The sequence below is a fragment of the Streptococcus sp. 2022WUSS037 genome, assembly GCF_044427225.1.
In the GTDB taxonomy this organism is placed as follows: Bacteria; Bacillota; Bacilli; order Lactobacillales; family Streptococcaceae; genus Streptococcus.
The window spans coordinates 19,401-41,191 of sequence record NZ_JAOTGJ010000018.1; the positions used below are offsets into that span (position 1 = coordinate 19,401).

The following is a 21,791-nucleotide window of genomic DNA, read 5'->3' on the forward strand; positions in this document are numbered from 1 at the left end:
CCTATCTGTTGAATATCATTAATAGTATACCACAAATTGTCAGAAAATTCACTTTTTGAGTTGGGATTATTAGAAAACACGGTAGACGTACGGGGAATCTGGCTGCTCAATCTGAACCATCGATTGTAATTCAAGTGTTGGGAGATTTTGTTTCAACGATGTGTGGTAGGAAACCTTGACTGTTCCTCTGGCTTTTAACCAAGTATTGTTAGGAAATTCTGTGGTAGCCCCCGTAGAGAGTAAGCCATATACCCCAGAATCAGCAATGCAGTGAATAATACCAAAGCGGAAGAGGAAAAATTGCTGGCTATTGTCAGGGTCATTGTAGACAAATCCAATCATTTCAATCGTTTTTCCTGAAAATTCCGTAGGATAGTCGTAGATTGCTTCCATCACTTCCATATAGTTTTCATTAGTAACGACAATGGTTTCTTCAGCCAAGTATTTATCAGCAATTTCACGCATCTGGTTTTGATAGGCAGATTTCGTAAAATAAATAGAAGTATCAGGCTTGAGGTACTGAACAGTCGTCCCTTCTTGGTTTTGTGTATTAGCATCGTTTTCTGCTGCTAGTGGGAAATGATAGCCCTTGGCAGCAACAGTTGTTGAATCCAGGCTGACCGTAGGAAAGAGCCAGGCTATAGCAAGAGGAATGAGCAATAGTCCAATGCTTGATAGTTTGGCAATTTTGCTTTTTAAATGGCTATGTACTCGAATTTCTTTTACCCAGACATACAATTGTACGATGGCAAGTATGAAAGATAAAACCATGGATAGATAGGCTAGATAGCTATAGTGCAGATTGATGTATTGGTCTAATTTTCCAGAGACATAAAGATACATGGTCATCTCAAAATAGCCTGCAAGAATTAAAAAACGAATCATACTACACCTCCAAGTATCAGACTATATCCCAAAATAACGAGAGTGATAGTAATGATAAAACCGGCTATAAATTTCCCTTTGAAATAATGTTTCATCATGAGCAAGTTTTTAACATCCACCATGGGTCCGATAACTAAGAAAGCCATTACTGGGGCAAATCCGAAGCTGGATAGTAGTGATGCACCAATAAAGGCATCGGCTTCAGAACATAGGGAAAGAAGAAAGGCCAGCAACATCATCAGTAAAATAGCTGTTAATGGACTGTGACCGATGGTAGTCAGGACAGCAGTTGGAATATAGACTTGTACGAGACTGGCAAAGAGACAACCAAAGACTAGGTAACGTCCCGTATCAAAAAATTCATCAATGGCATGAATAAGTGCGAAGCTAACTTTTTGCCAGCTAGTTTTATCTGAATAATCATGCTGGTGCTGGTCAAACTTGCTTCCTTTAAGAATGGGTCCTTTTACGAAAAAACCAAGAATGATTCCCAATACTAGGGATACAATGATGGCTCCTAGGGCTCTATAGAAGGCGAAAAGTAGGGAATTGCCAAAAGCAGTAAAGGTTGCAAAAAGGACGATGGGATTAATCACAGGAGCCGTTACTAAAAAGGGGACAGCAGTATAACTAGGTACTTTTTTCTCTAATAGCCGATTGACAATAGGGACAATACCACATTCGCAAGACGGAAAAATGAAGCCGATAAAGGTTCCAAATAGAATGGCAAGAAACTTGTTCTTGGGAAGGAGTTTATGGACTTTTTCAGGGGTGATAAACACATCAATAAAGCCAGAAATCAATGCTCCAATCAAGACAAAGGGCAAGGCTTCAATCATGATAGACAGGAAAATAGCCCCCGCCTGTAGGACGGAGGTAGGTAATTGATCAAGACCGAACATATTATTTTTTATCCTGATTCAACTTGTTTTTCTCGGAATTTTCTTTTGATTTTGGATCAGGATACTCAATTTCTTCCAGTTTTTCAAATGAAGCAAATTCTTCCAGCATCTTTTCTAAATCATCTTGTCGTTTATAGGTTACAGCCATAGGGCACCTCCAAAAAGTTTATATACACATTATACATTTTTTGCTAAAAATTATCTAAAGGAATCTGTTTTTATTGAAGCGCAAATATAGTTAGCACCCTCAAATCATGATATAATATTCTTATGAAAACAAGAATATCAGAATTAGTTAGCGTGCTCAATCAATACGCTAAAGAGTATTATCAATTGGACCAACCTAGCGTATCAGATGCAGAATATGATACGCTTTATCGTGAATTAGTAGAGCTAGAAACGGCTCATCCAGAACTGATTTTACCAGATAGTCCTACCCATCGGGTCGGGGGAAAGGTGCTAGACGGATTTGAAAAATATAATCATGTTTATCCTCTTTTTAGTTTGCAGGATGCCTTTTCTCGTGAAGAATTAGAAGCTTTTGACCAGCGTGTTCGTAAGGAATTTCCTCAAGCAACATATATCTGTGAATTGAAGATTGATGGTCTATCTATTTCCCTGACCTATGAAGCGGGTAATTTAGTCGTGGGTGCTACACGTGGTGACGGTAGTGTCGGTGAAAATATCACAGAAAATCTCAAACGAGTGGCTGATATTCCTTTGACCTTACCCGAAGCTGTGGACATCACTGTCCGAGGTGAGTGTTATATGCCAAAGGCTTCTTTTGACCGTGTTAACAAACAGCGTCAGGAGGCTGGTGAAGCTGAATTTGCTAATCCGCGTAATGCAGCAGCAGGGACTCTCCGCCAGCTTGATACGGGAGTGGTGGCCCAGCGTGGTCTCGCTACCTTCCTCTACCAAGAGGCCAGCCCCTCTGAAGTGACTAGCCAGTCCGAAGTGCTTCGCAAGTTAGATGCTCTGGGATTTGTGACCAACCACGAATATTGCTTGGCGGAGTCGATTGATGACACGTGGGATTTTATTGAAAAAATGGCAGAGCGGCGAGAAGATTTGCCCTATGAAATCGACGGTATCGTGATTAAGGTCAATGACCTAGCTATACAAGAAGAACTAGGATTTACAGTAAAAGCGCCACGATGGGCAGTAGCTTACAAGTTTCCAGCTGAGGAAAAAGAAGCAGAAATCTTGTCGGTTGATTGGACTGTTGGCCGAACAGGTGTTGTGACACCAACTGCCAATCTTAGTCCTGTTCAACTGGCAGGAACGACTGTCAGTCGAGCAACTTTGCATAACGTAGACTATATCGCCGAAAAAGATATTCGTATTGGCGATACGGTCATTGTTTATAAGGCGGGAGATATTATTCCAGCAGTTCTGAAAGTGGTGGACAAGTATCGAAAAGAGCAAGAAATCATGCCCATTCCTAGTCATTGTCCGTCTTGTCAGAGCGACCTACAACACTATGAGGACGAAGTTGCTCTCCGCTGTATCAACCCTATTTGTCCTAGCCAGCTGATGAGTAAGTTGGAACATTTTGCAAGTCGGGATGCCATGAACATCGCAGGACTAGGGTCTTCAATCGTAGAAAAACTCTTCCTAGCAGGTTTGGTCAAGGATGTGGCGGACATTTACAAACTAACAGTGGACGACCTCTTGACCCTAGACGGTTTCAAGGAAAAGTCCGCAGACAAGCTCTACCAAGCCATTCAAACTTCTAAGAGCAACTCAGCAGAACGCCTCCTATTTGGGCTGGGTATTCGCCATGTCGGCAGTAAGGCAAGTAAGATTTTAGTAGAAAAATTTGGCGATTTAGAAACCTTAGCATTTGCTGAACAAGAAGCAATTGCTTCGCTAGAAGGTATTGGTCAGGTTATTGCTAAATCCTTGACAACTTTTTTTGCTAGTGAGGGTGCGCAGCAACTTTTAGCTGAACTTAAGGAAGCTAAGGTAAACTTGACCTATCTCGGACAAGTAGTAGATGAAAATGCTGCGCTATCGGGTATGACAGTTGTACTGACTGGTAAATTGGAGCGAATGAAACGAAACGAAGCCAAGGCCAAATTAGAAGCTTTAGGGGCAAATGTAGCAGGAACAGTTTCTAAAAAAACTAATCTTGTGGTTGCTGGAACAGATGCTGGTAGTAAATTGACAAAAGCACAGGAACTAGGTATCGAAATTAAAGATGAGGCTTGGTTAGAGAGCTTGTAAAGGTAAAACGATGGAAGAAAGAAAACGTGCTAGACTAATATATAATCCGACCTCAGGTCAAGAAATCATGAAGAAAAATGTGGCCGAAGTATTGGAAATTTTGGAAGGCTACGGTTATGAAACTTCAGCTTTCCAAACAACTGCTGAGAAAGACTCTGCAAAGAATGAAGCTACACGTGCGGCGCTTGCAGGCTTTGACTTGATTATCGCGGCTGGTGGAGATGGAACAATCAATGAAGTCGTCAATGGAATTGCTCCGCTCGAAAAACGACCGAAAATGGCCATCATACCGACTGGCACCACCAATGACTATGCGCGTGCCTTAAAAGTGCCCAGGGGAAATCCTGTAGAAGCAGCTAAGGTTATTGGTAAGCAGCAGACCATTTTAATGGATATTGGTTTAGCCAAAAATCAAAAAAATGGTTTTTATCAAGAACATTATTTTATCAACATTGCTGCGGCAGGTACACTTACGGAATTGACCTACAGTGTTCCAAGTCAACTTAAGACCATGTTTGGCTATTTGGCCTATGTGGTAAAAGGAGCAGAACTCCTGCCACAAGTACAATTTACACCTGTTCGTGTAGAGCATGATGAGGGAGTATTCGAAGGCTCGGTTTCAATGGTTTTTGTTGCCTTAACCAATTCAATTGGAGGGTTTGAACAGATCGTTCCAGATGCTAAGTTAGATGATGGTAATTTTACCTTATTGATGGTTAAAACAGGGAATTTATTTGAAATTCTGCATCTGATTCGTCAAGTCTTAGACGGTGGCAAACACATTGATAGTGATCTAGTTGAATACATAAAAACCAAGAACCTATCCATTGAAAATCTGAACCCAGATAACCGTCTACTGCTCAATCTAGATGGAGAGTTTGGTGGGGAAGCTCCTGTAAGTCTGTACAACCTATCAAACCATATAGAGTTTTTCGCAGATACAGATCTGGTTTCTGACCATGCAATCACTCTTGATACTGATCAGATGAATCGAGAAGATATGGCCAAACGATTCATTGAAGAAACAGACCATATTGATGAAGCTATTAAATAGGAAGAAAAGATGAAACCGTCTTTTCTTTTTATTTTGTAAAAACGAATTAAACGCTTACAATGGCGGTATTTTCTTGACAAATAGATGTTTTAGGAGTATCCTTACATGGTATTAAATTTTAAAAGGAGAATTCGTTATGAGTTTAGGCGCATTGGCCCTTGGATTGGCCTGTCTTGGTGTAAGTATCGGTGAGGGACTGTTGGTGGCTTCATACCTTAGTTCGACTGCACGTCAACCAGAAATGCAAAGTAAATTGATGGCTGGTGTATTTTTGGGTGTTGCCTTTATCGAGGGAACTTTCTTCGTAACCTTGGCTATGACATTTGTCTTGAAATAGTAGAAAATAGAGAAATAGAAAAGGGGGGAACCTCCATTGGAAGAACATTTAAGTCCAACCCTTACCCTTGGTCCCGTAACCTTTGACCTGACCATGGTATTGGTTTCTGTCATTACCATTTCCATTATTTTCTTACTTGTTTTTTGGGCTAGTCGTCGGATGGAGCTCAAGCCAAAAGGAAAACAGAATGTTTTGGAGTACGTTTACGAATTGACCATCAATTTTACAAAAGGGAATCTTGGCGATGCGGAAGCAAAGCGGTATTCTTTGTTCTTCTTTACAGTCTTTACTTTTCTTTTGGTTGCCAATAATCTAGGTTTGATGACCAAATTGGAAACAGCAGAAGGACATAATTTGTGGACTTCTCCAACGGCCAATATGGCTTACGATTTCGGTTTGGCAACAATTGCAACAGTATTTTGTCATGTTGAAGGTATTCGTCGTCGCGGTTTCAAGGCGTACCTCAAATCTTTTGTGACACCCTGGGCTATGGCTCCAATGAACATTTTGGAAGAAGTGACCAACCTTGTGTCGCTTGCTCTTCGTCTGTACGGTAATATTTATGCTGGTGAAGTGCTCGTCTCTCTTCTTCTACAATTATCTCAACAAAGTGCACTTGCATATCCAATTGCCTTTGCTCTAAACGTTGTTTGGACAGCATTTTCTGTATTCATTTCATGCTTGCAGGGATATGTATTTATCATGTTGGTATCTATGTACTTAAATAAAAAAATTAGTGGTGAGAGTGAATAGGAAAGGGAATGACAACTATGGCAACAACTATTACAATGCAATCTAGTACCATTCTTGGAAACTTTATCTTGGTAACAGTCTCATTTGCAGTACTTATTATTCTTATTCGTGTTTTTGCATGGGATAAAATTACAGGTATTTTTGAAGAACGTGCCAATAAGATTGCAAATGATATTGATGCTGCAGAAGAAAAACTAACAGCAGCAGCGAACCTTGTTCAACAACGTGAAGACGAGTTGGTACAGGGACGTATTGAAAGTCAAAAGATTATTCAAGACGCGGTTGAACGCGCAAAACTAGAGAAAAAACGTATTCTTCAGCAAGCAGACGTTGAAATTCAAGGATTGAAGCAAAAAGCTCAATTGGAAATTGAAGCTGAAAAACGTGAAGCACAGGAAAACTTGCGCGTTCAAGTTGCTGAATTGGCAGTTGATCTTGCAAGCAAAATTATTTTGGAAGATTTGGACCAACAAGCTCATAGTAACTTGATTGACCGTTATTTGGACAAACTAGGAGACAAGTAGATGAACGCTAGAGAAAATGCCATCGTGCAAAAATATGCTCTATCATTTGTTGAAAAAGTCAGTGATCATGCAGATATTTGGGATATGTATGACCAGATTTCTGACTTGATTTCCATCATTCATGATAGTAAGCTGAATCGAATCTTGCTGTCAGCGACAGTATCGAGAGAAGAAAAGGCTGACTTTGTAAGGACGGTACGTCAATCTAGTTTCTGGCAAATCAATGACTTGATTGAAGATGTTATTCGTGATGGTCATGCAGACTTGCTTCTTGAAACCCTTGAGCGTGTCCAATTACAAATCAGTAAATATAAAAATGAATTTGAAGCCCGTGTGGTTTCAGTCTATCCGTTGACAGAAGCTCAAAAAGAGCGTCTCCGTCACTTGGTAGAACAACGATTTTCCTTGCGTGTACGCAATATCACGGAAGAACTTGATCAAAGTCTCCTCGGTGGTTTTATTGTAACGGTTAACCATAAGGTAATCGATGCAAGCGTTCGGACACAGTTGAAGGATGTTAGAAAAAAACTTTAGAAAATAGAAAGTGGTGTTCTTTTGATTAATGCACAAGAAATTAGCGCTTTACTAAAACAACAAATTGAAGGCTTTCAGCCTGACTTTGACTACACAGAGACTGGTGTCGTAACCTATATCGGTGACGGTATCGCCCGTGCGCAAGGTCTTGACAATGCCATGAGTGGAGAGCTTTTGGTATTTGAAAATGGCACCATTGGTATGGCACAAAACTTAGAAACCAACGATGTTGGTATCATCATTCTCGGACAATTTACCGATATTCGTGAAGGGTCAGTTGTTCGTCGTACTGGTAAAATTATGGAAGTACCAGTTGGTTCGGCTTTGATTGGTCGTGTCATCAACCCACTTGGTCAACCTGTGGATGGTCTTGGTGAAATTCGTACTAGTAAGACTCGTCCGATTGAATATCCAGCACCAGGTGTTATGCAACGTAAGTCGGTTAATGAACCGCTTCAAACTGGTCTTAAGGCGATTGACGCTTTGGTTCCGATTGGTCGTGGTCAACGTGAATTGATTATCGGTGACCGTCAGACAGGGAAGACATCTGTAGCTATTGATGCTATTCTCAACCAAAAAGGCCAAGACATGATTTGTATCTATGTGGCTATCGGTCAAAAAGAGTCAACTGTTCGTACTCAGGTTGAAACGCTTCGTCAATATGGTGCTTTGGATTACACAATCGTAGTAACTGCATCTGCTTCACAACCCTCTCCATTGCTTTTCTTGGCTCCTTATGCTGGTGTTGCAATGGCAGAAGAGTTCATGTATGAAGGCAAACACGTCTTGATTGTTTATGATGATTTGTCAAAACAAGCGGTAGCTTACCGTGAATTATCTCTCTTGCTTCGTCGTCCTCCGGGTCGTGAAGCCTATCCAGGGGATGTATTCTACTTGCACAGTCGTTTGCTAGAGCGTTCAGCAAAGGTTTCAGATGAATTGGGGGGAGGCTCCATTACGGCTCTACCATTTATCGAAACACAAGCGGGGGATATTTCAGCTTACATCGCGACCAACGTGATTTCTATCACGGATGGACAAATCTTCTTGAAGGACGATTTATTCAACTCTGGTATCCGTCCAGCGATTGATGCGGGTTCTTCTGTATCTCGTGTAGGTGGCTCTGCACAGATTAAGGCCATGAAAAAGGTTGCAGGTACCCTTCGTATCGACTTAGCTTCTTATCGTGAATTAGAAGCCTTTACTCAATTTGGTTCGGATTTGGATGCAGCAACTCAGGCCAAACTTAACCGTGGTCGTCGGACTGTGGAAGTGTTGAAACAACCATTGCATAAGCCACTTCCAGTTGAAAAACAGGTTTTGATTTTGTATGCTTTGACAAATGGCTTCTTGGATTCAGTGCCAATTGATGACATTTTGGCATTTGAAGAAGAACTGTACGCATATTTTGATTTGCACTACGATGGTCTTTTGGATGTTATTCGCACAACAAAAGATCTTCCTGACACAGATGAATTGAATGCTGCTATCCAAGCTTTCAAAGACCAGTCTGTCTTTAAGTAAAGGAGTGAATGATGGCAGGTTCTCTCAATGAAATCAAGTCAAAAATTGCATCAACTAAGAAAACCAGTCAAATCACCGGTGCCATGCAGATGGTTTCGGCTTCTAAATTAGCCAAATCAGAGCAATTAGCGCAATCCTTTCAGATCTACGCTAGTAAGGTTCGTCAGATTACAACGGATCTCTTGCGTGGAGAATTGATGGCTTCAGATACAAGCAATCCAATGCTGATTCGCCGTCCAGTTCAAAAATCGGGTTATATTGTCATTACCTCTGACAGTGGACTAAAAGGTTCATATAATTCCAGTATCTTGAAGGCTGTGATGGGGATGATTGAACAGGACCATGACTCGAAAGATGAGTATGAGATTATTGCTATTGGTAGTATGGGAGCAGATTTTTTCCGTGCTCGTGGTATCAATCCTGTCTTTGAATTGCGCGGTTTAGCAGATAACCCAAGCTTTGAAGAGGTTCAAAAAATCATTTCTAAGTCTGTTGAGATGTACAAGAATGAACTCTTTGATGAGTTGTATGTTTGTTATAACCACCATGTCAATAGTTTGACCAGTCAGGTGCGTGTACAACAGATGCTTCCTGTAGAAGATTTGGACCACAATGAAGCAGATGGCTACACAGCTACTTTTGAACTGGAGCCAAACCGTGAAGTGATTCTGGAGCAACTCTTGACGCAGTATGCTGAGTCAACTATTTACGGAGCGATTTTGGATGCCAAAACTGCTGAAAATGCAGCAGGTATGACAGCCATGCAGACAGCGACGGATAATGCTAAGAATGTCATTAACGATTTGACAATCCAATACAATAGGGCTCGTCAGGCAGCGATTACTCAGGAAATTACTGAGATTGTAGCTGGTGCCTCAGCCCTTGAGTAATAGAAATAGAGGAAATAGAATGAGTTCAGGCAAAATTACTCAGGTTGTCGGACCAGTTGTAGACGTTGCGTTTGCAGCAGAAGATAAACTTCCTGAGATTAACAACGCACTCGTTGTATATAAAAATGATGATTCCAAACAAAAAGTCGTGCTTGAAGTGGCTTTGGAACTTGGTGATGGCGTTGTACGGACCATTGCCATGGAATCAACGGATGGATTGACACGTGGGATGGAAGTTCTCGATACAGGTCGTCCTATCTCTGTTCCAGTTGGTAAGGAAACCTTAGGTCGTGTCTTCAATGTTTTGGGAGAGACCATTGACCTTGATGAGCTATTCCCTGCTGATTTTGAACGTGAGCCAATTCATAAGAAAGCTCCAGCTTTTGACGAATTATCTACTTCAAGCGAAATTTTGGAAACCGGGATTAAGGTTATCGACCTCCTAGCACCTTATCTAAAAGGTGGTAAGGTTGGTCTCTTCGGTGGTGCCGGTGTTGGTAAAACCGTCCTTATCCAAGAATTGATTCACAATATTGCCCAAGAACACGGTGGTATCTCTGTGTTTACCGGAGTTGGCGAGCGTACCCGTGAAGGGAACGATCTTTACTGGGAAATGAAAGAATCAGGTGTTATTGAAAAAACGGCCATGGTATTTGGTCAGATGAATGAGCCACCAGGAGCCCGTATGCGTGTTGCTCTTACTGGTTTGACCATTGCGGAATACTTCCGTGATGTAGAAGGTCAGGACGTTCTTCTGTTCATCGATAACATCTTCCGTTTCACTCAGGCTGGTTCAGAAGTGTCTGCCCTCTTGGGTCGTATGCCATCAGCCGTTGGTTACCAGCCAACACTGGCAACTGAGATGGGACAATTGCAGGAGCGTATTACCTCAACCAAGAAGGGTTCTGTTACATCTATTCAGGCTATTTACGTACCTGCGGATGACTATACTGACCCTGCCCCAGCGACTGCCTTCGCTCACTTGGACTCGACTACCAACTTGGAACGTAAGTTGACTCAGCTTGGTATCTACCCTGCGGTGGATCCATTGGCATCATCATCTCGTGCGCTTTCTCCACAAATCGTTGGTGAAGAGCACTATGCAGTGGCCATGGAAGTAAAACGTGTTCTTCAACGTTACCAAGAATTGCAAGATATTATTGCCATCCTGGGTATGGATGAATTGTCAGATGAAGAGAAGACCCTAGTTGGTCGCGCTCGTCGTATCCAATTCTTCCTCTCTCAAAACTTCAATGTTGCGGAGCAATTTACAGGTATGCCAGGTTCTTATGTGCCAGTAGCTGAAACGGTGAAAGGCTTTAAGGAAATCTTGGACGGCAAACACGACCATCTACCAGAAGATGCCTTCCGAAATGTTGGTTCAATTGAGGATGTGGTCGCTAAAGCTGCTAAAATGAAATTCTAGAGGTGGCTTATGGGACAAATGACTGTACAAATCGTAACACCAGACGGTATCAAATATGACCATCATGCAGCATTTGTTTTGGTCAAAACGGTTGATGGTGAGATGGGTGTCTATTCTGGACATGAAGAACTGATTGCAGTTTTGGAAATCGGTGAAATGAAGGTGCGTCGTGTGGATGATGAAAACCATGTAGACTGGATTGCGGTCAATGGTGGAATCATTGAAGTCAACAAGGATATTATTACGGTCATTTCTGATTCCGCTGAGCGGGAACGGGATATTGATATTAGTCGTGCGGAACGTGCCAAATTGCGCGCGGAACGTGAATTGGAAGAAGCACAGACTGCTCGTAATATTGATATGGAGATGCGTGCAACAGTCGCCCTCCAACGTGCGATAAATCGTATTCGTGTTGGAAAACATTAATCTATATGGAATTGAACTTGGTTCAGTTCCATTTTTTAATTTCATGGTATAATGGAAACATGGTAATTTCAATTTTACAGTTTTTTAGTCATCTACTTTTTATCTATTTGAGCTATCATCTGTTAGTTTCAACAGTTGATTGGTCAAATTTTTTAAAAGTAACAGGTGAAAATCAGCGCAAAATCAACCTACTAATCTTGTTTCTAGCTATTGCTCTAGGATATTTGGTTTCAACATTTTTCTTGGAATTATTGGTCGTAGGTCGTTCTTTTGCTAATATTTAAATAGAAATGAGTAATATATGGATACAATTATTGTTACAGGTAGTAAAACTGGCTTGAAAGGTCAGGTGGAAATCGAAGGAGCTAAGAATGCTGTTCTACCTTTGTTGGCGGCGACTGTCCTAGCAAGTCAAGGACAAACCAAATTGACTCAGGTACCAATTCTTTCTGATGTTTATACCATGAATAATGTGGTTCGAGGTTTGGGAGTTCGGGTTAAATTTGATGAAGCTACCAAATCAATCGATATTGATGCAACTGGCAAACTTGGAAATGAAACTCCTTACAAATATGTCAGTCAGATGCGGGCTTCTATTGTTATTCTTGGTCCGATTTTGGCACGTAATGGCTATGCTAAGGTTTCTATGCCAGGTGGTTGTACCATCGGTAGCCGTCCTATTGATTTGCATTTGAAAGGTTTGCAAGCTATGGGGGCTAAAATTAAACAAAGAGCTGGATATATTGAGGCAAGTGCAGAGAACTTGCAGGGCGCCCATATCTATCTGGACTTCCCAAGTGTTGGGGCAACGCAAAATTTGATGATGGCTGCAACGCTGGCGCAGGGTACAACTGTTTTGGAGAATGCTGCGCGGGAACCAGAAATCGTTGACCTGGCAATTTTCCTCAACAAAATGGGGGCAAATGTCAAGGGAGCAGGAACAGAAACCATTACCATTACTGGTGTGGACCAACTACATGGAGCAGAACACCAAGTGGTGCAAGACCGCATCGAAGCAGGTACCTTTATGGTGGCAGCGGCAATGACTGGTGGCGATGTCTTGGTTAAGGATGCTGTCTGGGAGCACAACCGTCCACTCATTTCTAAGATGTTGGAAATGGGAGTTGAGGTGACGGAAGAAGCTGAAGGGATTCGAGTACGTTCACAGGTGGACAAGCTCAAACCCGTAACAGTAAAAACCTTGCCACACCCAGGCTTCCCAACGGATATGCAGGCTCAATTTACAGCTCTAATGGCAGTTGCAAAGGGTGAATCTACCATGATTGAAACGGTATTTGAGAATCGTTTCCAGCATTTGGAAGAAATGCGTCGGATGGATTTGCATTCGGAAATTTTACGAGATACAGCTATCATCACGGGAGGACAAGCTCTGCAAGGTGCTCAGGTTATGTCTACTGATTTGCGAGCTAGTGCTGCATTGATTTTGGCAGGTTTGGTTGCTGAAGGTGAGACGATTGTAGGTAAATTAACGCACTTAGATCGAGGTTATTATCGTTTTCATGAGAAATTAGCTGCTTTAGGTGCAACGATTGAACGTGTGAGTGGAGAATATGAAAATGTATAAGGATAATCTTAGCTATGTTGGTAAAAATTTAATCTTAGTAGCAGTTGTTTTGTTGATTGCTATTTTGGTGTTTATTTTAGGATTAATGGTTGGTTACGGTGTCATAGGAGATGGAGACAATGTATTTGCGGTGTTGTCACCAGCTAAGTGGCAAGAACTAATCGGTAAATTTACAGGAAAGTAGGCTGGACCTGCTTTTTTGATGGAGAGAAAATGGCGAAGAAAAATGTAAAAAAACAAGCAATGAGTCTGCTCAGCTTATTGGCTACGATTGTTGTAGTAGCGGGTGGCTATCTTTTAAGTGATAACAAGAGCAGTAACGTTGCTGATTATTCCTATTATGTCAATCAGTCTAAGGCAAGTGAGAGCACACCTAGTCAGGAACTGGCTAGTTCGGTATTGACAGAAGATGTAAAAAAACAACTGGGCAATTCGATTGATTGGAATGGCGCTGGTGCCTTTATTATCAACGGTAATAAGACCGATTTGGATGCTTCGGTCACAAGTAAGCCCTATGCGGATAATAAGACAAAGACTGTGCAGGGAGAAACGGTTCCAACGGTGGCAAATGCTCTGATGACCAAGGCGACGAGACAGTACAGGGACCGCAACGAAACGGGGAACGGAAGTACATCATGGACTCCGGCTGGTTGGTATCAGGTGCAGGATTTGGAAGGTGCCTATGATCATGCGATTGATAGAGGGCATCTGCTGGGCTATGCCTTGATTGGCGGTTTAAAAGGCTACGATGCTTCGACTAGTAATCCTAAAAATATCGCGGTTCAAACAGCTTGGGCCAATCAGGCAAGGGCTGAGGATTCGACGGGGCAAAACTATTTTGAAACCTTGGTACGAAAAGCACTAGACAAGAACAAACGTGTCCGCTACCGTGTAACCCTGATCTATGCCCAAGAGAATGATTTAGTCGCAGTCGGCCGCCAAATCGAAGCTAAATCTTCTGATGGTAGCTTAGAGTTCAATGTGTTCGTTCCAAACGTGCAGAGCGGACTCAGTATTAACTACAATAGTGGGGAAATCACGGTAAATGAATAAAGAAATTAGTTGCTAAATTGCTTATATTTTGTTAAACTAGAACTAATTGAATAGAAGTCTGTGAGACTAGTACACCTATGGAAACTGCCCAGGGAGTTGAGCCGTGACTGTAAGCTCAATCAGTGAAAGTTGGTCGAATTCACTCACGCAAAGACTTAGAACTTTTATTCACAGTGCGACACTTCACTTGTGAATACTGGTTCATGGAACTAAGGTCTGCCTAGCAGATGAAAACGGATGGTACCGCGTGACAACGCTCCGATACGAGTGGTGTCATGCGTTTTTTTATTGGAGGAATTATGTCAAACATTGAACAACAGTTGGCTGAATTAAGCCAAACTACACTTGAAAAGTTAAAAGAAATCCAGCACCAAGGAGAAAAAGAACTACAAGACCTGCGTGTTGCGGTTTTGGGTAAAAAAGGGTCCTTGACTGACTTGTTGAAAGGTTTGAAAGACCTATCTAACGACATGAAACCAATCGTTGGTAAGCAGGTCAATGAAGTACGTGACGTGCTGACAGCTGCCTTTGAAGAAACAGCTCAGAAGGTTGCTGCAGCCAAAATTCAGCAGCAATTAGCTTCAGAAACCATTGATGTGACCTTGCCAGGTCGTCAGGTCAAGATCGGGAAACGCCATGTCTTGACTCAGACTTCTGAAGAAATCGAAGATATTTTCTTGGGCATGGGCTTCCAAATCGTTGACGGATTTGAAGTGGAAAAAGATTACTACAACTTTGAGCGCATGAATTTGCCAAAAGACCACCCAGCACGTGATATGCAGGATACCTTCTATATCACGGAAGAAATCCTTATGCGGACTCATACGTCGCCTGTTCAGGCACGGACCATGGACCAGCATGATTTCTCAAAAGGTGCCTTGAAGATGATTTCACCAGGACGTGTTTTCCGTCGTGATACGGACGATGCGACCCACAGCCACCAGTTCCACCAGATTGAAGGCTTGGTTGTCGGTGAAAATGTATCCATGGGTGACCTCAAAGGTACGCTTGAAATGATCATCAAGAAAATGTTTGGTGAAGAGCGTCAGATTCGCTTGCGTCCATCATACTTCCCATTCACTGAGCCATCTGTTGAGGTGGATGTTTCCTGCTTCAAGTGCGGTGGTGACGGCTGTAACGTATGTAAGAAAACAGGCTGGATTGAAATCCTCGGTGCCGGTATGGTCCACCCGCAAGTGTTGGAAATGAGCGGCATTGACTCAACCAAGTACTCTGGCTTTGCCTTCGGTCTTGGTCAGGAACGCATTGCTATGCTCCGCTACGGTATCAACGATATTCGTGGATTCTATCAAGGCGATGTACGATTCTCGGAGCAGTTTTGATGTGAGACCTGTTTCTGATACTGAAAGTATCTAGAAACAGGACGGTAGCCGCTCTAGCGGTCTACCTACTCCCCTCACTAGTTCTAAGGTTGAAAAAATGTCGTTTTCAACCTTAGAACGTCGTAATCTCGCACTATTTAAGGTGTGGTAATCGCTGCTCTGCGACTTTCCTAGCTACCTTACTAGGATTTCTAGATAAAAATATCGTTTTGCTTGAAATCCGTCGTGATTTAGTAAGTTTGTCAGGTTGTTTAAGGTGAAAAACGGTAGCTGCTCTAGTGGTCTACCTACTCCTCTCACTAGGTTCAAGGTTGAAAAATATGTTGTTTTCGACTCTAAACCGTCGTAATCCGATACTCATAAATGGTGCTGAAGCACCTATTTATGAGACGACAGTCGCTATGGCGAACTGTCTAATCGTCTCACTAGCTCTAAGGTTGAAAAAGTATCGTTTTCAACCAGAAACCGTCGGACTCCGATACTCATAAATGGTGCTAAAGCACCTATTTATGAGACGGCAGTCGCTATGGCGAACTGCCTAATCGTCTCACTAGCTCTAAGGTTGAAAAAATGTCGTTTTCAACCTTAGAGCGTCGTAACCACGGACGAGTAAGTGAAGGTGGGAATCGCTATTCTGCGACTTTCCAGGCATATATAGAAAAGGGAGGTGCCAAAGTGCAGATTGATCCTATACGTTTAGAAGAGGTTTCCGTTTTGCAGGAACTGGCTAAGCAGACTTTTGCCGAGACCTTTGCTCACGATAATGACCCTGAAGAATTAGAAAACTTCTTCGAGGAAGCTTATTCCTTGGAGGTCTTGACTAGTGAGTTATCGGATTCCAACTGCCAGCACTATTTTCTAAGAGTTGATCATCAGATAGCTGGTTATCTCAAGCTCAACCAAGGTCCTGCCCAGACGGAGCAGGAGCTGGAAAATGCCTTTGAAATCCAGCGTATCTATCTCTTGCAGGCTTTTCAAGGTCGCGGTCTTGGGAAGGTCTTGTTTGAATTTGCTTTGGAAAAAGCAGAGCAATCTAACTGCGATTGGGTCTGGCTGGGAGTTTGGGAACACAATTACAAGGCTCAGAAATTCTATGCAAAATATGGATTTGAAAAATTTGGCCAGCATGAATTTGCGGTCGGTGATAAGATAGATGTGGATTGGCTACTAAAACGGCCTTTGCACCAGAAAGGATAATATGTTAGTAAGTTACAAATGGTTAAAAGAACTCGTTGACTTTGATGCGACAAGCCATGACTTGTCTGAAAAAATGTCAACAACAGGGATTGAGGTAGAAGGTGTTGAGCAAAAGAGTGCTGGCTTGTCTAAGTTGGTTGTCGGTCAGGTTGTGTCTGCTGAGCCAATTCCAGATACCCACCTCAACATCTGCCAGGTCAATGTTGGTGAGGAAGTTACACAAATCGTTTGCGGTGCTCCAAATGTCAAGCCAGGCATCAAGGTAATCGTCGCTCTGCCAGGAGCTCGTATCGCTGACAACTACAAGATCAAGAAAGGCAAAATCCGCGGCGTTGAGTCCTTGGGGATGCTCTGCTCATTGAGCGAAATCGGCGTGTCCGACTCAGTTGTGCCAAAAGTCTATGCGGACGGAATCTACCACCTTCCTGAAGATGCAGTCGTGGGTGAGCCAGTCTTTTCATACCTGGACCTCGACGACGAGATTATCGAGCTGTCTATCACGCCAAACCGTGCCGACGCCCTCTCTATGCGTGGCGTGGCTCATGAAGTGGCTGCTATCTATGACAGCAAGGTCAACTTCAAGCCTGTGGTCTTGGAGGAAAGCGACAAGAAGGCCAGCGATGTGATTGAAGTGGCCATTGAGTCAGACAATGTGACTGCCTACACGGCCCGTGTCATTGAAAATGTGACTATCGCACCGAGCCCACAGTGGTTGCAAAACCTACTCATGAACGCAGGTATCCGCCCGCTCAACAACGTGGTGGACATCACCAACTACATCTTGCTCTACTTTGGTCAGCCAATGCACGCCTTTGACTTTGACAAGTTTGACGGCAAGAAAATCGTGGCTCGTCAGGCAAGAGAGGGTGAAAACTTGGTAACTCTTGACGGCGAAGAGCGTGACTTGATTGCTGACGACATCGTCATTTCCGTTGCGGACAAGGCGGTTGCCCTCGGTGGTGTCATGGGTGGTGCCAACACAGAGATTGACAACAACTCTAAGATGGTTGTGCTGGAAGCTGCCCTTTTTGACGGCAAGTCTATCCGCAAGACCTCAGGTCGCCTCAACCTTCGCTCAGAGTCCTCTTCTCGTTTTGAGAAAGGCATCAACGTGGCAACCTTGACGGAGGCTATGGACACAGCAGCAGCTATGATTGCAGAACTAGCTGGCGGTCAGGTCTTGTCTGGCATCGTTTCTGCGGGCAGCGTGGACACATCGGATGTCCCAGTCACAGCGACCATTGATTATGTCAACCGCTCGCTCGGGACCAACCTTGACTATGACCAAATCGCAGATATTTTCCGTCGTTTAGGTATGGAAACAACTGGCGATGCAAGTCAATTTACAGTCGCAGTACCGCGTCGCCGTTGGGACATTCGCATCCCAGCAGACTTGGTAGAGGAAATCGCACGTATCTATGGCTATAATAATCTGCCGACCACTCTTCCGAAAGAGGACGGAACTGCGGGTGAGTTGACCCTGACCCAGAACATCCGTCGCCAAGTGCGTAGCCTGGCAGAAGGTGTAGGCCTGACAGAAATCATCTCCTATGCCCTAACAACACCTGAAAAGGCAGTGGAGTTTGCGGCTCGTCCAACCACAGTCACCGAACTCATGTGGCCAATGACTGTTGACCGCTCTGCCCTTCGTCAGAACATGGTGTCTGGTATGCTGGAAACGGTAGCCTACAACGTGGCTCGTAAGAACAAGAACTTGGCCCTCTACGAAATCGGTAAAATCTTTGAACAGTCTGGCAATCCAAAAGAGGACCTGCCACAAGAAATCAATAAATTTGCCCTTGTCTTGACTGGCTTGGTAGCTGAGAAGGACTTCCAGACACCAGCAGTACCAGTTGATTTCTTCCATGCCAAAGGTATCTTGGAAGCTATCTTTGGTCACTACAAGTTGGCAGTTGACTTCGTGGCGACCAGTGAGATTGCAGCCCTGCACCCAGGTCGTACAGCTGAAATCCATTTGAATGGAGACGTAATCGGCTTTGTTGGTCAGGTACACCCTCAAACGGCTAAGGATTACGGTATTCCTGAAACTTATGTGGCTGAAATCAATTTGGATGCGATTGAAGAAGCCCTCCAGCCTGCTCAGCCATTTACCGAAATCTCCAAATTCCCAGCGGTTAGCCGTGATATTGCCCTGCTTTTGAGCAGTGATGTCAAACATCAGGATGTCTTGGATGCGATTGCCGGTGCTGGCGTCAAACGCTTGACTAAGGTGACCCTCTTTGACGTCTATGCTGGCAGCAATATTGAGGCTGGTAAGAAATCTATGGCTTACAACCTGACCTTCCAGAATCCTGCGGACAGCCTGACGGATGAAGAAGTGGCTAAGTACATGGAGAAAATCAGTAAGTCGCTCGAAGCACTTGGTGCTGAAATTCGTTAATTTGTAAATCCTAGTCTGCAGGCTAGGATTTTTGGTATAGGTGTAATAATGGATAATTTTCAGAACGTTGAAGTTTATATTGATTGGGTACTTAGAATTTTACAAATTCTAGCAATCTTGATTTTGATAATAAAAATTAGTTTTAACAAATCAAATATTGTAGATAATGTTAATATCTTACAGCTACGTACACATGAGCAAATAGAAGAATTAAAACTTAGATATTATGAAACGTGTAAAATAGGAAATCTAAGTGGAGAAAAATTTTTAATAATTCCTAGAGGAGTAGATTTGAAGAAAATTGAATTCTATGAGCTTAGTTATAATGAAAAAAAGAATATCTTTAAAAAGAAGAGAATACTAAAGAAAGAAAATATTCAATCTGGTACAGGGATTATTATTGATACCTTGGTACCATGTGGGATACCTAATTTACGTGTAAGTTGGCAAACTTCAACTGGTGAAATTGGTGAGCATACGTTTCATTATAATGGTTTCAATGGTTTTCAAGATATGATTGAATATAAAGCAAAATTTTCGTTTTGGCGAAAGGTTATGATATTTTTAGGAGGAGATTGATAGTATGTCACACCAAGACATTCAAGAAAAATTTTTCCGAGAAGGGAAGTTGCTTGTCATTCCGAAAAAGCTGAAAAGTAAGCAGGTCTTGTTTGCTTATTTACAAGAGGATTTGGCTAAGAAGGGCTCGATATTTACCGAAAAAGAAGTCAATGCCTTTCTAGCTGAGATTTATGATGACTATGCTATATTGAGACGCTACTTGGTGGATTATGGTTATCTATCGCGTGATCAGTATGGTTTGGAATACAGAATAGAAGAAAAGAGATGATTGCGGTCATCTCTTTTGTCTTACAAAATAAAAGGTTCAATCTTCAAGTCGACAGCTTCTCCATACTTGGCTAGCAGGTCGTCTGCCAGGGGATGATAGAGTTCTCGTAGTTGTTCAATTTTGTCAGGGAATTGCTTGCCGATGTAGTCAAACTTGCATTCGATGGTTAAGAAAAGTTGGTGGAAGAGTTCGTTTATCTCATTCAATCGGGCAATCATTTCTTCGTCTTCTTTGAGAAAATCAGGGATTTCTGAGCGATTGTTGACAAAACCGTCGATGAGTTTTACGGGGAAAGAGCCGTATTCTAGGACAAATTCGTACATGGGGTTCTCCTTGCCTTACTATTGATAGGACTATTGTAGCATAGTTTGGAATGTGACAAAAGAATTTCAACTTTATTGCAGTTTAAGTTTTGTTTAACATTACTTTCAGTTTCGTTTAAAGGTTATTCAGTAAACTAAGTATTGTAAATGAGGCAGGCAACTGCTAAGAAGTTTTGAGATAAAGAGGGAAAAACATGAAAACTAGAATCGTACAAAAACAATTTAAGCGTAAAGAAACAAAATACATCGTTCATAAAGAAACATTTGCACTACTTGAAAAAGATTTACAGAAACATATGGTTTCAGACGAGTTTGCAACGTCAACCATTACAAATATATATTTCGATAATGAAGATTTCGATATGATTCAAGATTCTATTGCTAAAAAGAATGGTCGTGAGAAGATTCGCATGCGTGTTTACGATTCCAAACCATCTGAATCTAGTCAGGCCTTCCTTGAAATCAAGAAAAAAGAAAACAAAATTGGTTACAAATATCGTTTAACTTCAAACCCAGTTTCCGTAACAAATTATATTGAAAATGGAGTGATTGATTCAACTATTAAAGATGAAAAAGTCACCTCAGAATTGGAACAATTGAGAGAACGCTACGGGACTATTAAGCCGAAGATGTATATTTACTATGATCGTGTTTCCTATAAAGGGATTGAAGATAGAAAAGTTCGACTCACAATTGACAAGAATTTGCTCTACCGCGACTATGATGTAGATGCCATGGAAGGTAAGTTTGGTAAAGACCTTTTGGATCCTACAAAAGTTATCATGGAAGTAAAGGTTCCTGAAGAGCGACCAGAATGGTTGGTAGCCTTGCTTGAAAAATATCAAATTGAAAAACAATCATTCTCAAAATATGGCAATGCCTATAAACTTGCCCACAACATAACCGGAGAGGAAGTAAATCAACATGCAGCTGTTTAATAGCATTTTTTCAACAGCCAATAGCAGTATCACCTTAGCGCAGATGTCCATGGTTTTTGGAGTCAGTCTAGCCATGGGTATCCTACATGCGGCTGTGTACAAATATAGTCAATTGAAACAAGAGTAGGACAAAAGTGCCTCAAGAAAAGTATTGCAATTTGGTAATACTTTTCTGAGGTGTTTTTTGATGTGAGCCCAGATTTTCTCGATGGGATTGTACTCAGGTGAGTAAGGAGGAAGGGGCAAAAGTCTATGTCCTTGCTCCTCGCATAAATCTCTTAGCTTACTCATCCTATGAAACCTTGCATTATCCATAATGATAACAGCTGGTTTATCTAAAGTTGGTAGCAAGAATGTTTTGAACCAAGCTTCGAAAAAGTCACTCGTCATAGTATCTTTGTATGTCATCGGAGCTATAAGCTCACCATTTATGAGACCTGCAACCAAAGATAGCCGCTGATATCTTCTTCCAGAGACCTGACCTTTTATTAACTGACCTTTCAAAGAGCGACCATATTCTCGATGAAAATATGTCTCAAACCCTGTCTCATCAATATAAACAGGAGTCAGATGGCTTAAGTTATTAAACTCTTTAAGGAACAAGTCTACTTTTTCAG

At 42.2% G+C, this 21,791-nt stretch carries 25 protein-coding genes; 20 read left to right on the forward strand and 5 right to left on the reverse strand.

The genetic code is table 11. From position 1 onward, the window contains the following. Positions 1-69: 69 nt before the first annotated feature. Genes ODU55_RS07335 through ODU55_RS07345 form a run of 3 tightly spaced genes read right to left on the reverse strand, consistent with a single transcriptional unit; the run spans position 70 to position 1,935 of the window. Positions 70-885 carry a TIGR03943 family putative permease subunit gene (locus ODU55_RS07335; RefSeq protein ID WP_398582413.1) on the reverse strand — a complete coding sequence of 272 codons (816 nt, stop codon included), beginning with the start codon at positions 883-885 and terminating at the stop codon, positions 70-72. Continuing rightward, positions 882-1,787, reverse strand: coding sequence for a permease (locus ODU55_RS07340; RefSeq protein ID WP_398582414.1), 906 nt, complete (start codon positions 1,785-1,787; stop codon positions 882-884). The genes ODU55_RS07335 and ODU55_RS07340 overlap by 4 nt, the downstream gene beginning before the upstream one ends. Before the next feature lies 1 nt (position 1,788). Beyond that, a complete protein-coding gene (locus tag ODU55_RS07345; protein ID WP_172015830.1) occupies positions 1,789-1,935 on the reverse strand; it encodes an SPJ_0845 family protein in 147 nt (48 codons plus the stop codon). Between the two features lie 122 nt (positions 1,936-2,057). Here ODU55_RS07345 and ligA point away from each other — a divergent pair, with 122 nt between their 5' ends. The 19 genes from ligA (at position 2,058) to ODU55_RS07440 (ending at position 19,913) form a co-directional block, all read left to right on the forward strand. Further along, a complete protein-coding gene (gene ligA / locus ODU55_RS07350) occupies positions 2,058-4,016 on the forward strand; it encodes an NAD-dependent DNA ligase LigA (protein WP_398582415.1) in 1,959 nt (652 codons plus the stop codon). Between the two features lie 10 nt (positions 4,017-4,026). Continuing rightward, complete coding sequence (locus tag ODU55_RS07355; RefSeq protein ID WP_398582416.1) at positions 4,027-5,070, forward strand: diacylglycerol kinase family lipid kinase; 1,044 nt, start codon at positions 4,027-4,029, stop codon at positions 5,068-5,070. 136 nt (positions 5,071-5,206) lie between these two features. Then, positions 5,207-5,407: a F0F1 ATP synthase subunit C gene (locus ODU55_RS07360; RefSeq protein WP_002936021.1), complete on the forward strand. Its 201-nt coding sequence runs from the start codon at positions 5,207-5,209 to the stop codon at positions 5,405-5,407. A gap of 36 nt (positions 5,408-5,443) precedes the next feature. After that, positions 5,444-6,160, forward strand: a complete 717-nt coding sequence (gene atpB / locus ODU55_RS07365) for a F0F1 ATP synthase subunit A (RefSeq protein ID WP_024407435.1) — start codon at positions 5,444-5,446, stop codon at positions 6,158-6,160. 17 nt (positions 6,161-6,177) lie between these two features. Further along, positions 6,178-6,684, forward strand: a complete 507-nt coding sequence (gene atpF / locus ODU55_RS07370) for a F0F1 ATP synthase subunit B (protein WP_249547996.1) — start codon at positions 6,178-6,180, stop codon at positions 6,682-6,684. Beyond that, a complete protein-coding gene (locus ODU55_RS07375) occupies positions 6,685-7,218 on the forward strand; it encodes a F0F1 ATP synthase subunit delta (protein ID WP_024378468.1) in 534 nt (177 codons plus the stop codon). It abuts the gene before it with no gap. 3 nt (positions 7,219-7,221) lie between these two features. Beyond that, complete coding sequence (gene atpA / locus ODU55_RS07380; protein ID WP_032497571.1) at positions 7,222-8,742, forward strand: F0F1 ATP synthase subunit alpha; 1,521 nt, start codon at positions 7,222-7,224, stop codon at positions 8,740-8,742. A gap of 11 nt (positions 8,743-8,753) precedes the next feature. Further along, the gene (locus ODU55_RS07385; RefSeq protein ID WP_002936012.1) at positions 8,754-9,632 is read left to right on the forward strand and encodes a F0F1 ATP synthase subunit gamma; all 879 of its coding nucleotides are present in this window, start codon (positions 8,754-8,756) and stop codon (positions 9,630-9,632) included. 19 nt (positions 9,633-9,651) lie between these two features. Then, positions 9,652-11,058: a F0F1 ATP synthase subunit beta gene (atpD, locus tag ODU55_RS07390; RefSeq protein WP_398582417.1), complete on the forward strand. Its 1,407-nt coding sequence runs from the start codon at positions 9,652-9,654 to the stop codon at positions 11,056-11,058. A gap of 9 nt (positions 11,059-11,067) precedes the next feature. Then, complete coding sequence (locus tag ODU55_RS07395) at positions 11,068-11,484, forward strand: F0F1 ATP synthase subunit epsilon (protein ID WP_002936007.1); 417 nt, start codon at positions 11,068-11,070, stop codon at positions 11,482-11,484. 59 nt (positions 11,485-11,543) lie between these two features. Further along, complete coding sequence (locus tag ODU55_RS07400) at positions 11,544-11,768, forward strand: DUF1146 family protein (RefSeq protein ID WP_398582418.1); 225 nt, start codon at positions 11,544-11,546, stop codon at positions 11,766-11,768. Positions 11,769-11,785: 17 nt separating this feature from the next. Next, entirely contained in the window at positions 11,786-13,069 is a 1,284-nt protein-coding gene (gene murA, locus ODU55_RS07405; protein ID WP_398582419.1) for a UDP-N-acetylglucosamine 1-carboxyvinyltransferase, read from the forward strand. Continuing rightward, positions 13,062-13,253: a DNA-directed RNA polymerase subunit beta gene (locus ODU55_RS07410; RefSeq protein WP_398582420.1), complete on the forward strand. Its 192-nt coding sequence runs from the start codon at positions 13,062-13,064 to the stop codon at positions 13,251-13,253. The genes murA and ODU55_RS07410 overlap by 8 nt, the downstream gene beginning before the upstream one ends. A gap of 29 nt (positions 13,254-13,282) precedes the next feature. Continuing rightward, positions 13,283-14,122, forward strand: coding sequence for a DNA/RNA non-specific endonuclease (locus ODU55_RS07415; RefSeq protein WP_398582421.1), 840 nt, complete (start codon positions 13,283-13,285; stop codon positions 14,120-14,122). A gap of 299 nt (positions 14,123-14,421) precedes the next feature. Continuing rightward, a complete protein-coding gene (gene pheS / locus ODU55_RS07420) occupies positions 14,422-15,465 on the forward strand; it encodes a phenylalanine--tRNA ligase subunit alpha (protein WP_044671200.1) in 1,044 nt (347 codons plus the stop codon). 675 nt (positions 15,466-16,140) lie between these two features. Next, positions 16,141-16,662 carry a GNAT family N-acetyltransferase gene (locus tag ODU55_RS07425; RefSeq protein WP_398582428.1) on the forward strand — a complete coding sequence of 174 codons (522 nt, stop codon included), beginning with the start codon at positions 16,141-16,143 and terminating at the stop codon, positions 16,660-16,662. 1 nt (position 16,663) lies between these two features. Continuing rightward, the gene (gene pheT / locus ODU55_RS07430; RefSeq protein ID WP_398582422.1) at positions 16,664-19,063 is read left to right on the forward strand and encodes a phenylalanine--tRNA ligase subunit beta; all 2,400 of its coding nucleotides are present in this window, start codon (positions 16,664-16,666) and stop codon (positions 19,061-19,063) included. 48 nt (positions 19,064-19,111) lie between these two features. Then, the gene (locus tag ODU55_RS07435) at positions 19,112-19,642 is read left to right on the forward strand and encodes a hypothetical protein (RefSeq protein ID WP_398582423.1); all 531 of its coding nucleotides are present in this window, start codon (positions 19,112-19,114) and stop codon (positions 19,640-19,642) included. A 4-nt stretch (positions 19,643-19,646) separates the two neighbouring features. Continuing rightward, on the forward strand, positions 19,647-19,913 hold the full coding sequence (locus tag ODU55_RS07440) for a DUF2087 domain-containing protein (RefSeq protein WP_398582424.1): 267 nt from the start codon (positions 19,647-19,649) through the stop codon (positions 19,911-19,913). A gap of 20 nt (positions 19,914-19,933) precedes the next feature. Here the strand turns inward: ODU55_RS07440 and ODU55_RS07445 are convergent, their stop codons facing one another. Further along, positions 19,934-20,236 carry a hypothetical protein gene (locus tag ODU55_RS07445; protein ID WP_398582425.1) on the reverse strand — a complete coding sequence of 101 codons (303 nt, stop codon included), beginning with the start codon at positions 20,234-20,236 and terminating at the stop codon, positions 19,934-19,936. Positions 20,237-20,430: 194 nt separating this feature from the next. Here ODU55_RS07445 and ODU55_RS07450 point away from each other — a divergent pair, with 194 nt between their 5' ends. Further along, complete coding sequence (locus ODU55_RS07450; protein WP_398582426.1) at positions 20,431-21,174, forward strand: polyphosphate polymerase domain-containing protein; 744 nt, start codon at positions 20,431-20,433, stop codon at positions 21,172-21,174. A 108-nt stretch (positions 21,175-21,282) separates the two neighbouring features. Here ODU55_RS07450 and ODU55_RS07455 read toward each other — a convergent pair. Next, on the reverse strand, positions 21,283-21,791 hold a 509-nt coding region (locus ODU55_RS07455; RefSeq protein ID WP_398582427.1), incomplete at its 5' end, for an IS630 family transposase.